Genomic DNA, 12,404 nt, shown 5'->3' on the forward strand with positions numbered 1-12,404 from the left:
AAACCTGTTCTCAGAAATTACTTCACGCTAATTTGGTAGGTATTTGACAGACGATCGGCCCCATCCAATCATTTCTTTTCCCACAATTCGCTCGTTTCTGAGCATCGGAGAACCAATTCCTTATCTGGATTGCGTTAAGGAAATCTCCGAATGATGCCTCGTCTATCCAGATGTTTGTCACAAACCGAGCATTTAAATGTATACTTTTTATATATATTTCATGGTTGATCTCGGTCAGTTTGTGGGTCAGTAGAAACCCGGGGTTATCGATGTTGATTGACGGGCGTTACGCGCCCCCACATCGGGTCTGCATCCTTGGGTCGCACCAAAAAATGAGTTTGTTGGTGACAAGTCCTGGGAATTGCCTGTGCATGATAGTTTGAAAATCAGCGAAATTCTTCAGATGGAACAATGTTTCAAAAAGAATTTTGGATTCAATCTGATGAAGCCAGAGGCAAAAATCATTTTGACTCTCAAGCAAAAAGGATCGCTTTCCATCAAGGAGGCGATGACATTTCTCGATTTGTCCTATCGAGGTTTCTATATTCTCGTGAGAAAGCTGGAAAATAGCGGCGTTATCTATTTGAAAGATGATCCGCATGATAAAAGAGTAAAGCGGATATTTCTGAGCAACGGCGACCTATCTGTCTCGCATGTTTCCTGAATTCGCCAATTTTATTACTGTATAGTAATAGGCGAGAGAAAATTTGTAATTTTCAAGAAAAAAATCATAAATCCGCAAAATATGATCCAAAATGGCGGATTTTTATGAGTTCAAGATTCCATAGGATCCAACTCGCTATGATCTCATCCATATTTTACGGACAAATTCGTCGGGAAGATATTGCCTTCCTGACGGTGATGATCAACGGTTGGATCGATCGACACGGTATCCGGCAAATGCGTTCGGCAACCCGACGGGCCGTGGCATTTCAAGCCGCTCCTCAGTCTGAGGAGATCGATGTCGACGCTATCCGGAAAATTCCCTGATCATAGAGTTTCTACCCCGAAAATTGCGACAGGCCTGCCTGACATCGCCCGGGCGCCTTTTGGGCCATTGCGGGTGAATCATGCGCATCCGCCTCTTGTGGGCTTCAGGGCTGGCAGGACGACAAGGGGGACCATCCAATATCGCGGCTGAGGCTGATGTGGGCGTCTGGTCGATATTCTCGCGCCTCCTCACGGGGGTAACGGCGCCTGCACAGGAGGTTCCGGGTTTTTTCCGGCTTTTATCAGGCGGCAAGCGCTGCCAGATGGCTGTAATGACCAGTGTACCCCCTCCAATGCTGCGCCTGCGGAATCGTCGTCGGCGGTGGATACCTGATCAACTTCAGCTGGCGTTGCTGGCTGCCTATGCAGCAGGATTTGCGATCGCGCATTGGATGGCCGCGGCCTGGGGCGGGGCCGGATTCTATTCTGTCTGGTATCCGGCGGCCGGGCTGCGGCTCGCACTGCTATGGTATGCGGGCGCCTGGCTGACGCCTTTCATCGCCCTTGTCGAGATCGTGGTCGACATTGCGAAGGGCATTTTTTCTTTCAGAATGCCGGACTGGCCGATCATCCTGTTCGGGATCGTCCGGCCGGTTTTCGCCTATGGCGCGACCGTCGCGGCGATCCGCTGGCTGGCCAGCGGTTCCCGTGCCACGATCCTGATCCCGCCCATGCCATTTGGGCTCGCGGCGGTGGCGGCTCCGAATGTGGCGGCTCTGTCCGCGTTGCCGGAGTCGCTTTTGCGTCCCGACATGACCCGCGTGCAGAGCGCTCACGAGGTCATCACATCCCTCTCCGCCTTCGCCGTTGGCGATCTGCTGGGCGTGCTGATCCTTGCGCCACCTTTGCTGTGGGTGGCTGAGCTGCTGACGCGCCGCCACCGTCCGGGCATGCGGATCGGTGCCAGAATGCGCTGGCCCGAGCTGGCGGAAAGCAGCATCCTGTTGCTCAGCGGAATCGCCATAACCGAAGCGTTGCGCCGGGTCGGGTTGGGTGCTCAGCCCATGCCCGTCATCTTCACTGTCGCCTGGATCGGCCTGCGTTTCGGGCGAACCGCCGCCTGGGTGGCGCTGGCCATTGTGACCCTCCTCATGTTGCCGCAGACGGCGCAGGACATGACCACGGCCGCCCGGCTGCAACTGCATCTGGGATTGGCGACCGTGGTGGTGGTCGGCTATCTCGCCGGCAGCTTTGCCGACGCGCAGCGGCAGGCGCGTATCGATGTCGAGCGGCGCGACCGGATGCTTTTTCAGGCAGAGCGGCTGAAGACCCTGCGAGCCATGTCGGTCGCCGTTATCCATGAGATCAGCCAGCCGCTGTCCACGCTGGCGATTGAAGCCAGGCACCTCCACGCCATCACCGGAATATCCGATCCGGAAATCGCTGAAAGCGCCGCGCTGATCGATCGCAAGGCGGCGACCCTGTCCAATCTGGTGCGGCGGCTGCGCCGATATGGCGGTCGCGCGGTCGACGAGCCGACGCCGTTGCCGGTGTCGGCCCTGGTAGAGAGCGTCGCCGCACTGGCCGCGCCCGAGGCAAAAAGCGAGGGCGTGACGCTGAAGGTCGATCCGATCGACCCCGATCTCGTCGTGCTCGCGCAGGAGGTGGAACTGGCGCAGGCGGTGGTCAACCTGCTGCGCAACGCCATTCAGGGCGCAGGGGATGCGCAGGTCCGACTCGCCGCCATGAGGGTAGACAACCGGGTGCAGATCATCGTGTCGAACCGTCAGGGTGCCGACATGCTTCCCAATGGCGGCATGGGCGTGGGCACGCTGGTTGCTCGCGCCATTGTCGAGGCCCATGGCGGCACCCTTTCGCGCGACATATCTGCGCATGGCGATGTCCGCGCCACCATTTCCCTGCCGGTGACCGGAGAATTGGCATGATGAACGATGCTGCGAAGGTTTATGTGGTGGATGACGACCGCGATCTGGGCGCCAGCGTTGCCCGGCTGCTGCGCCGTCACGGCTTCGATGCGCAGCCTTTTCTCGATCCCGCTCCCTTGCTGGACGTCTATGCCGGTGCGCCCGCCGACTGCATCGTCACCGATGTGATGATGGGGGATCTGGACGGCTTCGCCTTCGCCGACCGGATCAGGGAGATCGATCCGTCCTCTGCGATCATCTTCATGACCGCCTGGCCGACCACGGCCAATGCGGTGGATTCGGTGCGGCGCTATGGGGGCCTCGATTATCTGGAAAAGCCGCTGGATGAGGAGCGCCTGCTCGCGGCCGTGGAGGAAGGGGTCAGCTGGTCCAGCGGGCGACGCCAGCAACTGGCCCGCACCGCCAGCCTGACACCGCGCGAGCGGCAGGTTTTCGATCTCCTCACCCAAGGATATAGCAACAAAGTGATTGCGGCGATGCTGAGCCTGAGTTCTAGAACAGTCGAAGACCACCGCGCCTCTGTTATGTTTAAAACCGGAGCAAATGGGCTAGCGCAGTTGATCGCCTTAGCCCGCTAAATGCTCGTCCTACATCTGGAAATTGATCGCAATCACCACGGCCCGAAGATAGTGAATTGTCAGCTCTGTTACAGTGCGAACAGGGTAGGTACGATTTGGCGGCAGAGAATGGCGTCGCCCCGTAATCGTTGCGGCGCTGTGGAGTCCGCTTCCAAGCAGAGCCAATCGATCATACAGTGCGGACAGTGACGGGTGGCGGCCCGTCTACTGCCATTAGCCTATGCGCTGCGAGCGGCAGCTATACTCGAGCGCGTCTTCAGAAGCCGACCGTCTCGAATTTCCCCGGCCTCGTCATTCAAACGCCTCTCGCCCACGATGAATGAAAGGCTAGTTTCGGTGCCGTCGCTCAAGCGCACGAACGTCGCCTTTGTTGGCGCCGACAGGCCTGAGATCTACTCCCGCGTAGCGGCAAGATTCGCGCCATTCTTGCCAAGATCGGATCCGTCGCTAGAGGCGATATGCAATGGCTGAGCAACTGAGCCCCGCGCGCAGCCACGACATCCTGAGACATAGAGGGCGGCAGATTATGACCGATGCTGCCGTAATTTGCAGCTAGGCCATTTTCATACATGAAGTCAGCAACCGTCCCAGCACCGGGACGGCTTTCACGTCGAAGCAGGGACGGCAGCAGCCCGTTCTGTGCTGCCCAGTGGTCGATCCGTGCATCCTGCTGGAAGCGTTGAAAATGGGCGATGTCGTCGCCCTCCTCGTCCAGCCACAGATGTGCCTGACTTCTGGCCGTGTAACCAAGCTCGCCCGGTTGCGGCAGTTTCTTTAAACGCTGGCGCGCGTCGCGGAACAAGGTTTCGCCTGAGAACTCGCCGATATGGAAGTCGATCGTCAGGGGATTGATGTCGCTGGCGGTCAGATGATCGAAACCCCACCGCTTCTTTTCCTTGCCCCACATCTTGCCAAGATACGGGAGCGCCGCGGCGGGATTGTGCGTCGCCAGCCAACGAAAGCTGATAGCCACCAATGCAGCCCATAGCGGGTTGGTTGGATTGGAATTCAGCGCCGCCGGCATCCGGGGACCGTCGGGTCGATGCTGCTTGTTCCATTCCCGGGCGGTAACAGCAATTTCGAGGAGGCGTACGGCTGCATTGCGGCGCCAGTTCAAACCCCAGAATGTGGCGGCCAAGTGCGACTTTCGGACCAATCCGCGCTTGCCCTTCTGTTTAAGAAACTGCGGGTGACTGGCGAATTTGGCCTCCAGCGCAGATGCGCGCTCGGGCGGGGTAGCGGCAAGGTCTATGGCGCTTCCGCGCCCAACGTCGAGGGCGATATGCGACGCGATGGTCTGTACCCAGGCTCGCTTCACAGAAGGATCCGCTTCGTTCAACAGCGCGGGCGGCACCAAGGCATGCGATTGGTACAAAGCGTGCCGCAAAGCCTGCGACACGGCTGGTGCGGCTTGGATCGTTCCAGTTACCGCTATGCGCTTGAGCAGTTGCGTGGTCGTTAGCTCGACATCGCCGTCAAAGGCAAGACCGATAAGGCCCGCCTCATTCATCGCCAGACGCGCCAACTCGGCATAAAGCACCGTCGCCAGGAAGGGGGGCAGATAATCGGCCTGGCCCTCCTTCCAGTATCGCCTCGCTCGGCTGGGCCATTCATCATGCACGATGGCGGGATGGCGCTCTACCGCGGCGCGGAAATCCTTGGCGAGCACAAGCCGGAAGAGCCTGTCGTCACGCTCGCGCAGATCATCGAGATAGAGGGCGATGTCCCGCGGCTCATAACCGACCACGGCGATAAGATGGTCGGCGGACGGACAGAATGCGTCCAGCGCGCTGACGGCAAAGACATCCTCCTCCCCGAATGCCTCATCATCACCAGGGAGGATCATGCATTGCCGCCACAAGGCACCGGTCAGTTGACGTGCATCCATGTCGGGCGCGATGATTGCGCGGGCATCCTTATTGATATGAGCATAGTTCGTGGGCAGCCGATGTGCTGTCCTGGCGATACCTTTTCCGTCAGTAAGCGCCTTGCCAGGGACCCGATAATCCCAGCCAGGACGCGCAGCCAGGCTGGGATCGTCGATCATCCCGGCCTGGCGCAGTGCCATCATGATGTCGTCGGCGAAGGTCATCGCGTTCATGACCCTTCATCCCGTCAAATCGTTGAAATTGCGTATCGACCTGCGGACCTCAGTGATTTCCATGGACAGGGACGCATCATGGTCAGCGAGCCATTCATCCTGTGCCGCGAGATAGTGACCAATCGTGTCAGCGATAACCGCAATCTTGTCCCACGTCTGCCTGTGGTCAGTGTCGGGCATATCCAGCGCGGTTTCGAGCTCGGCCATGATCCGGATATAGCCATCGATCCACGCGGTGAGACGGTCGAAATTCTCGAAGGTCTCCTGCTTGCCGGTCACGGTGATCGTGCGGGCCGTTTCGAGCAGATTTTTCATGCCGGCTGCTCCCCGTCATTCTGCGCCACATCGGCCGCGCTGGCACCCCCGGTCAGCGGCAAGGCCGGCGAAACCGGAGCGTCCGGTTCCGCGACGAGACGCGGGTTGCCGCCGTTGCGCTCGATCCAGTCATGCGCTTCGCCCCGATTCATCCGCGTCGGCGCTTCGATTTCGAGCACGGCACACATCCTGCTGATAAGGAAACCTTGGCTTCGCGTTGCGGGCTTCTTGCGCCAACCACTGTCGGGATGCTCCTGCTGCCATGCCCGAAACTTTGCGGCATCCGCCGCATAGGCCTGCTTCGCCCGGTCGAGCAGAAGCATGTCGCCCATGAAGTTCCAGGCTTCCCGGTTGGCCTGGACTGCGGCGACCTCAACCTGGAGGTTCGTGGCGTCCGGCATCTTCTCTGCGAACTTCGCGATGATCGCGATATAGTCATTCGGCGGCATATTGCGCAGCCAGACGCGGGCCGTCGCCATTTCGCCATCATAGCCAGCATCCCGGTCGATCCAGGCCAACGACATGCGATGCCACTGTTCGGACCGCGTGGTTGCCAGGAGCCGGGCCTTGGCGTTGCGCGCCACCTGTTTCTGCTTGGCGAGCTTCTGTTCCAACTCCTTCTGCTCTGCCTGCGCCTTTTCCAGCAGACGGCGGCGGCGGCTTTCTTCTCGGTCATAATGCATGGCTTGTCTCCGATTCGATGTGGACAGCCTCGTTTTGGCCCGTCGACCGCTTTCTGTCGGAGGGACACTACTCTTGCAGTGCCGGTGCTGCTGAAGCCCTTAGGTGCAAGACTGGGGCTGGATACCGGGAGCAGCGAGCTACGCGCCAAGCGCACAGTAGTGTCCCTCTGACCAAACAGAGGAAATGGCCCACCATCCGTTTTGCCGCACCCAAGGAAGAAGTGGGGGGTGGGAATGCGAAAGAAATGTTGACCCCGGTCAACGGCGCATCCGCCTCTCGTCCCACCCCCCAGCCTGCGGCGCAAGATCGAGGTAGGGTCATGGAGTTCGAGTCCGAGGCAGGCATCTGGGCGAAAGCCGACGCGACGGTGTTCCGGCTGCTTATGGGCGCTAACCGTACAGAGCGGCGGGCGATGGCGGCCGAACGCACCATGGCCGCTGCGCTTAAACGTGTCGGTGTTGTGCGCCGCCTGCGCGCCGCGCGGGCCGCCCGGGAGCAGGATGACGCCAACCGGCGCCTCGACCGCGCACTGAAGCAGGCCTGGGGCCGTCCTATCCGCGTCCGGCGGCTTGGCTCTGACCGCGCTGCGAAGCCCGGCCCTGCACGGCGGCAGCGGGCGCTTAAAGCGACTCCGTCGCGCCGCGCCATTCGTGCCTATGCCGCGCCGCTTGTCGATGCGCGGGGTCGCGTCGCACTATATTTTCAGGTCAAATATGTCGGTCTCAAATCGAAGACGTGGCGACCCGGCCTCAGTGCTTCCCATATCGGTTATATTCTGCGCGACGACGCGCTCGAACAAGGCGGCGGCAGTTCGACATCCGGCATCCTGTCAAACATGGGCGAGACCGTCGAAGAAATCGCCGCAGCTTGGGACGCCATCGAGGAGCTTGAGCAAGCCTATCGCGCCAATGCGACCGTGCAGTATCGCATCGTGTGGAACCTGCCCCATGATCTCGATCCCGCGCAGCGCCGCGAAATGGTGCAAAAATTCTGCGAACGGACTTTCGGGCAGTTAGGCCTGCCTTGGGTCGCTGCTATCCATAAGCCGGATCCGAAGGGGGATGAGCGCAACTACCATGCGCATATCGCCTTCTCGACCAGGCCTTGTGAGCGCACCGGTGATCACGAATGGGAGTTCGCTCAGGAGAAGGTCACCGACCTTACCGATCCGGAAGGCCTGAAACTCATGCGTGCCGTGGCTGCGAGGCGTATGAACAATGCGTGCCGGGCCGCGGGCAAAGCTGAAAGATACACGCACCTGACCTATGCCGAACGGGGGATCGACGCCGTGCGTCAGGCCCATGTCGGCCCTGCGCGGATGGCGGCGCACGAACGCGGCGAATCCGTTGCCGTCATCGAGCGCAATGCGATGGTGGTCGAGCGCAATGAAGCCGCCGCCGCGCGGGACGCGGTCGCCCATATGGCCGACATGTCCGAGCGTCTCACCGCGTTGTTGGCGAAATCGGTGGATATTGCGGCAAGGCGCGAGCGCATCGCCACGAAGATCGCGGCGATCCGAACGATAGCCGATCGATGCCGGAGCCTGGCGCTGCGCCGAGCGGCCCGCCCCAAGATCAAGCGCTCCCAATTCGAAATATTGGCGCACCGAATCCGCGTCATCCGCGCTGTTCGTCCTGTAAGTCGCCGCCCCGATCATTCGCTCATGGCCAGCCTCGGACAGACCGCGCGTCATATCGCAAAAGCCTTAAGACTGCGTACGCCAGACATCAAGCAGACAGCGAGCATCCGTCAGCATCTGGAACGGATCAAGCGCGCTGTCGACCGCCATGATGCCGCCGTTCGCGATGGACGCGGCAGAGCGCTGTTAATGAACGCGCCTGTTCCGCCTTATAGGGTTCAGGCGAACCGGATCCTGCTGGACGCTTCCGCGATGGCGCAGGATGATGCCGCGCTGGTGCGGTCGATGGATAGCGAAAGCCTCATCTCGGCTCTGCGTGAACGTCGTCGCATGGATCAGGAACGGGCGGAAACCGCCGCCAAGGCCGAGGCGGCGGCGCAGCTTGCCGACGAGAGGCGGCGGGCAGCGGAGCGCGATCGCCAAATTGCAGACGCTTGTCGTATCCTCCGTCAATCATCGCAGCGCCCATATCGGTGGGACAAATCGACAATCCTGCCGGACCTTGAAATGCTGCCGCCTGCCGACCGCGCGCTGATTGTCGATATCGGCTTCACGGAGCCTCGGCTGACCGATGCTCTCCACAAGCGCGCCGTGGATGACGAGGCAGCAGGCCTAAATCAGATGTATGAAGCGATTCGGAGCGAACGGCCGCATCTGGCCGAGCAGGACGGTAAGCGCATCGTTCCGCTAAACTTGCTACTCCGGTTCGCGCTCCGGGCCGAAGCGACCTGCGGTGCCGACAGCCAGCGCGAACTAAAGCTGATCGCCAAGGAACAGGCCAATGAGAAAGCCCGCATCATCCAGCATGTGCAGGCCGCGCCGGAGCATATCCTGAATCGCCAGGGACGCTGGACGCTCGGCGACAAGGCGCCTGCCGCCATCCGGCAACTGGCCGACGCCTGGCGGCATGATGACCTCATGCAATCCATCCTGAAGGATCGCGCTGCCGCAGCCGCAGCCGACGTGTCGACGAAGACGCCAGATTGCTCGTCCAGCGCACGGCATGAGCCGAACAAAAATCAGGCGAGCGCCAATGAACCAATGGAAGCGACACCGCTCTCCGGTCGTACGGGAACAAGCCAGCCGCCACCTGATACTTCCAACGACAAACCCACGCCCATCCGTCCCTGGATCGGAATCGATCGATCGGATCGTGGCAGGGGCGATTGACGATCTTATGGCAAGGGGCTGTCAGCCGTTGCGGATCCTGAAAGTGCCAGGCGTCATGCGGCGTCAGAAGTTCGGCGTCGAACGAGGTCCGCGTCGCCCGGCGTCGGCTTCGATCAGCTTGGCGCGGCGGCTATTCGTTCCATCTGGCTGCTTGAGCTGAACCGATCCTCCGTCCTCGCCGACATCAGCCGACAGGAGGAAGGCGGCAAAGGCTCCCGAGCAGGAGGCATGTCCACACCATCTGGCATGAAGGCCCTCACTGTCGATTGCTCCGCCGCCATCTGCCGCTGGCCCATATTTCTGAGACAGGAGCCTGCGCCATTCCTGCGGATCCGTCCCGCGGGGCGGCAGATAGGTGATGGTAGATATCCGGGCGGCACCAGGCCAGGCCAACAGCTTCAGAAGGATGCGGCCGCCCTTCAGGTCGTAGAACTCGACTTCGCCCAGAACGGACTTGCCGGTTTCCGGTGCACGGCCTTCGCGCGCGCGGATGAGGCCGCGTACCTGATCCTCGAACCCGATGACGCGCAGGGCGCGCTTGACCTTCAGCCTGCGGAATTTGATGACGCCCTCTACCTCTGCTTCGCTCATGCCGAGCCTGAAGCCCGCCAATTCGAACGTTGCGGGCTTGTCCTGTTCCGTCACGGAAGCGGCGCGGGTCACGCCGACTTCGGAAATATTGACGGCGGGCGCGGCCGCAAGCGCCAGCGCGATGATATGCAGCATGTCTGTCTCCTAGATAACGATCTGGCGCCTCACGCGCAGGAAGTGGATGCGCGCGTGCGCCACGGCGCCGATGGCGATGAAGAAGAAGAAGGCGGGCCAACCCTGCTGGGCAAGGCCGATCCGCATTCCGACGGCCATCGCACCTGCGATGAGAAATGGCACCGTCCTAAGCGAACACAACACGCAGAAGAGCATCGGGTTAGCCTGTGGTCTGATGAGCGCCGCGAGCGCCGTGAGCGCAACAAGGATAGCGCCCGGCGGCTCACTGTTCAGGAACAGGGTGAGGAGCAGGCCCGGCACGAACAGATAGATGCCGCCAAGAATGAAGTTCGGGACGAACGGAACGGTGCGGACGATCATCGTCTCACCGACCTTTCAACCGGCCATTTTCGGCTACGCAGCCGCCCCTTCTTCACAACGCTAACCGCCATGCTCATCCCCTTGTCGGCGGATGACGCCCAGCCGGCGGCATCCCGTTGAAGCGGGATGCCGGCCCTTGGAGCCGGGTGTTGGAAACCTGCAATAGATCAGGCGCGAACGCCTTTAGCCGGTGGCTTGGACATACGCGTCCGCCACCCGGCCGATAAGCTCTTCGACCAGTACGGTCTTCCGACCGGCTTCTATTGTCAGGGTTTCCACGCCCCGGCCCGGGAACCGCTTCCCGTGCAAGGACCAGTCTATAATCAGCAGATTAACCGATGGCGAACGAAATCCGGTCGATCGACTTGGTCTGAAGGCAGCATGGAAAAGGCGCCGCTGGCGGGTGTGCTGAACAGCAGTGAAGTCGAAGGTTTTGGAAGAAGGAAAATAGAACAGGCGCAAGCCTGCGCAGCTTCCAGCCTTCATTCACTCACCGGCAACGCCGGTATCCCAGCCAGCCCATGATCACCCCACCGTCCGAGGGCGGTGTGCGGTCGTGCGCCCATCGGAGACGACCATGCTCCCCTCCCATACCATCACCGCATTTACGCCCGTCACCATCAATGCCGGTCATCCGACCGCCAGTGGCGACATCGCGGTCGGCGCTGCCGCGCTGACCGTGACAGTCGTCGCCGGACAGGTCAGCTTTGACCTCTCCTCCTTCATCCTGCGACCCAACAGACCCGCGCAGGAGTTTTTCGAGTGGATCGATGATCGCCTCAGCGACGATCAGGCTACCCTGTCGATGTACGGGCCGGGCCGCGTTGTCGAACTGCTCGGCCAGTTGCCGGACGTCGCCTATTCCTCGGGCTTCCGCAGCCTGGCCGGTGGAGGTAACCAGCCCATCATTCGCCTCCAGGTCGAAGATCGAAGGCGCTTCATCTCCCTTCATAACGCCTGCGCTCAGGCCCACATTGCCTGCGCGTCGACCGATCCGGCTGAGCGCTTCGTCGCCTGGGTCAAGGGCGACATCGACCAGATCGCGGTGGATGCCGAGATCGACGCGATCGCGACATGGCGGATGACGGTCGCCGCGATCGAACGCAAGAGCGGCCTTGGTCGTGAACTGGCCACGATCCTCCACCGGCATCTGGTCCAGTGGCTGCGCGATACCGATCGCGCCTCCACCCGCGCGCATGAGCGCAATCTCACTTCCATCGCTGGCTGACACGCCTGCCGCGCCTGCGGGCGCGTCCCTATCGAAGGATATTTCCATGGAATTGATCGATCTCTCGATCATGCATCGGGGCTTTGCGCCCCGCAGCATCGCCATCAGCTTGCGGACCGCCGGCTGTTGCCACGGTATGCGCCACCGCCCGGATTGCCGGATATTGGCTGGCATCGGCCTGCTATCGGTACAGCCGGACTTCGACGGCGGCTTCAGCATCGAAGCCGATGCAACTTACCTCCAGCCAGGAGACATCGTCACCGATCTGCTGGACTGGCTGAATGATCGGGTGCCGGACGACGGCGCGATCGTCACCTGGGACAAATGGTGGCCAGCGGCACGGCGTCTGGCCGCGCTCGCCGATCCGGAACGACATCCTATCCTGGTGGCAGCGGCGGGCGATACCGCAGGTCGCTGGCGGGAACTGCCCGCAGCCGACACATGGTATCTGCGTCAGGCTCGCGCGCTACCGGTGCCCTGCATCTGCGATGCTGGTGTTCAGGTCGCGGACTGCCACTCGACGGTGCCCTTGTCGTTGTTGCCGGATGCCGAGATCGCGATCCCGCAACTGAAACAGGAAGCGATCGCTGGCTGGCTGGCCTGGGCGAGGCAGTTTGCCGACTTCGATGTGGATCCTATCGCGGCGCGAGCGGTGCACGCGCTGGACAAATGGCGCGCGGCCACGCCGATTTCCGACCAAGACTGATCGTCTACTGACGATTTTCAC

Annotated in this window: 13 protein-coding genes; 8 read left to right on the plus strand and 5 right to left on the minus strand. The window is 61.1% G+C overall.

Annotation, left to right across the window (positions count from 1 at the left end):
• Nucleotides 1–442 precede the first annotated feature (442 nt).
• The 4 genes from LDB29_RS19015 to LDB29_RS19030 all read left to right on the plus strand — a co-directional run bounded on the left by LDB29_RS19015 (nt 443) and on the right by LDB29_RS19030 (nt 3,454).
• Nucleotides 443–664 carry a MarR family winged helix-turn-helix transcriptional regulator gene (locus LDB29_RS19015; RefSeq protein ID WP_257555382.1) on the plus strand — a complete coding sequence of 74 codons (222 nt, stop codon included), beginning with the start codon at nt 443–445 and terminating at the stop codon, nt 662–664.
• Between the two features lie 137 nt (nt 665–801).
• Entirely contained in the window at nt 802–990 is a 189-nt protein-coding gene (locus LDB29_RS19020) for a hypothetical protein (protein WP_257555383.1), read from the plus strand.
• Between the two features lie 392 nt (nt 991–1,382).
• A complete protein-coding gene (locus LDB29_RS19025) occupies nt 1,383–2,876 on the plus strand; it encodes an ATP-binding protein (RefSeq protein ID WP_257555384.1) in 1,494 nt (497 codons plus the stop codon).
• The gene (locus LDB29_RS19030) at nt 2,873–3,454 is read left to right on the plus strand and encodes a response regulator transcription factor (protein ID WP_257555387.1); all 582 of its coding nucleotides are present in this window, start codon (nt 2,873–2,875) and stop codon (nt 3,452–3,454) included. Before LDB29_RS19025 ends, LDB29_RS19030 begins: the two co-directional genes overlap by 4 nt.
• A gap of 346 nt (nt 3,455–3,800) precedes the next feature.
• Here LDB29_RS19030 and LDB29_RS19035 read toward each other — a convergent pair whose 3' ends face one another.
• The 3 genes from LDB29_RS19035 to LDB29_RS19045 are packed head-to-tail and all read right to left on the minus strand — an operon-like array spanning nt 3,801 to nt 6,553.
• Nucleotides 3,801–5,555 carry a hypothetical protein gene (locus LDB29_RS19035; RefSeq protein WP_257555389.1) on the minus strand — a complete coding sequence of 585 codons (1,755 nt, stop codon included), beginning with the start codon at nt 5,553–5,555 and terminating at the stop codon, nt 3,801–3,803.
• 6 nt (nt 5,556–5,561) lie between these two features.
• A complete protein-coding gene (locus LDB29_RS19040) occupies nt 5,562–5,870 on the minus strand; it encodes a hypothetical protein (RefSeq protein WP_257555390.1) in 309 nt (102 codons plus the stop codon).
• Nucleotides 5,867–6,553 carry a hypothetical protein gene (locus tag LDB29_RS19045; RefSeq protein WP_257555392.1) on the minus strand — a complete coding sequence of 229 codons (687 nt, stop codon included), beginning with the start codon at nt 6,551–6,553 and terminating at the stop codon, nt 5,867–5,869. Before LDB29_RS19045 ends, LDB29_RS19040 begins: the two co-directional genes overlap by 4 nt.
• 17 nt (nt 6,554–6,570) lie before the next feature.
• Between LDB29_RS19045 and LDB29_RS19050 the strand changes: the two genes are divergently transcribed.
• Nucleotides 6,571–9,363, plus strand: coding sequence for a MobA/MobL family protein (locus LDB29_RS19050; protein ID WP_257555394.1), 2,793 nt, complete (start codon nt 6,571–6,573; stop codon nt 9,361–9,363).
• 63 nt (nt 9,364–9,426) lie between these two features.
• On the opposite strand, the gene LDB29_RS19055 is transcribed toward LDB29_RS19050, so the two are convergent.
• Both LDB29_RS19055 and LDB29_RS19060 read right to left on the minus strand, forming a co-directional pair.
• Nucleotides 9,427–10,089 carry a hypothetical protein gene (locus tag LDB29_RS19055; RefSeq protein ID WP_257555396.1) on the minus strand — a complete coding sequence of 221 codons (663 nt, stop codon included), beginning with the start codon at nt 10,087–10,089 and terminating at the stop codon, nt 9,427–9,429.
• A 9-nt stretch (nt 10,090–10,098) separates the two neighbouring features.
• Nucleotides 10,099–10,449, minus strand: coding sequence for a hypothetical protein (locus LDB29_RS19060; RefSeq protein WP_257555398.1), 351 nt, complete (start codon nt 10,447–10,449; stop codon nt 10,099–10,101).
• Between the two features lie 381 nt (nt 10,450–10,830).
• Between LDB29_RS19060 and LDB29_RS19065 the strand changes: the two genes are divergently transcribed.
• From LDB29_RS19065 to LDB29_RS19075, 3 genes are read left to right on the plus strand one after another with little or no spacing between them, the layout of a single operon-like run.
• Complete coding sequence (locus LDB29_RS19065; RefSeq protein ID WP_257555400.1) at nt 10,831–10,974, plus strand: hypothetical protein; 144 nt, start codon at nt 10,831–10,833, stop codon at nt 10,972–10,974.
• Between the two features lie 52 nt (nt 10,975–11,026).
• The gene (locus tag LDB29_RS19070; protein ID WP_257555402.1) at nt 11,027–11,677 is read left to right on the plus strand and encodes a hypothetical protein; all 651 of its coding nucleotides are present in this window, start codon (nt 11,027–11,029) and stop codon (nt 11,675–11,677) included.
• 46 nt (nt 11,678–11,723) lie between these two features.
• Entirely contained in the window at nt 11,724–12,383 is a 660-nt protein-coding gene (locus LDB29_RS19075) for a hypothetical protein (protein ID WP_257555403.1), read from the plus strand.
• Nucleotides 12,384–12,404: the final 21 nt, after the last annotated feature.

Source organism: Sphingobium sp. CFD-2 (assembly GCF_024611135.1).
Lineage (GTDB): Bacteria > Pseudomonadota > Alphaproteobacteria > Sphingomonadales > Sphingomonadaceae > Sphingobium > Sphingobium fuliginis.

What these genes read in the sequence shown, in the direction of transcription:
- LDB29_RS19040 (WP_257555390.1), bottom strand. Translation starts at nt 5,870, where the DNA reads ATGAAAAATCTGCTCGAAACGGCCCGCACGATCACCGTGACCGGCAAG.
- LDB29_RS19055 (WP_257555396.1), bottom strand. Translation starts at nt 10,089, where the DNA reads ATGCTGCATATCATCGCGCTGGCGCTTGCGGCCGCGCCCGCCGTCAAT.
- LDB29_RS19030 (WP_257555387.1), top strand. Translation starts at nt 2,873, where the DNA reads ATGATGAACGATGCTGCGAAGGTTTATGTGGTGGATGACGACCGCGAT.
- LDB29_RS19060 (WP_257555398.1), bottom strand. Translation starts at nt 10,449, where the DNA reads ATGATCGTCCGCACCGTTCCGTTCGTCCCGAACTTCATTCTTGGCGGC.
- LDB29_RS19035 (WP_257555389.1), bottom strand. Translation starts at nt 5,555, where the DNA reads ATGAACGCGATGACCTTCGCCGACGACATCATGATGGCACTGCGCCAG.
- LDB29_RS19020 (WP_257555383.1), top strand. Translation starts at nt 802, where the DNA reads ATGATCTCATCCATATTTTACGGACAAATTCGTCGGGAAGATATTGCC.
- LDB29_RS19045 (WP_257555392.1), bottom strand. Translation starts at nt 6,553, where the DNA reads ATGCATTATGACCGAGAAGAAAGCCGCCGCCGCCGTCTGCTGGAAAAG.
- LDB29_RS19065 (WP_257555400.1), top strand. Translation starts at nt 10,831, where the DNA reads ATGGAAAAGGCGCCGCTGGCGGGTGTGCTGAACAGCAGTGAAGTCGAA.
- LDB29_RS19050 (WP_257555394.1), top strand. Translation starts at nt 6,571, where the DNA reads ATGTGGACAGCCTCGTTTTGGCCCGTCGACCGCTTTCTGTCGGAGGGA.
- LDB29_RS19025 (WP_257555384.1), top strand. Translation starts at nt 1,383, where the DNA reads ATGGCCGCGGCCTGGGGCGGGGCCGGATTCTATTCTGTCTGGTATCCG.
- LDB29_RS19015 (WP_257555382.1), top strand. Translation starts at nt 443, where the DNA reads ATGAAGCCAGAGGCAAAAATCATTTTGACTCTCAAGCAAAAAGGATCG.
- LDB29_RS19075 (WP_257555403.1), top strand. Translation starts at nt 11,724, where the DNA reads ATGGAATTGATCGATCTCTCGATCATGCATCGGGGCTTTGCGCCCCGC.
- LDB29_RS19070 (WP_257555402.1), top strand. Translation starts at nt 11,027, where the DNA reads ATGCTCCCCTCCCATACCATCACCGCATTTACGCCCGTCACCATCAAT.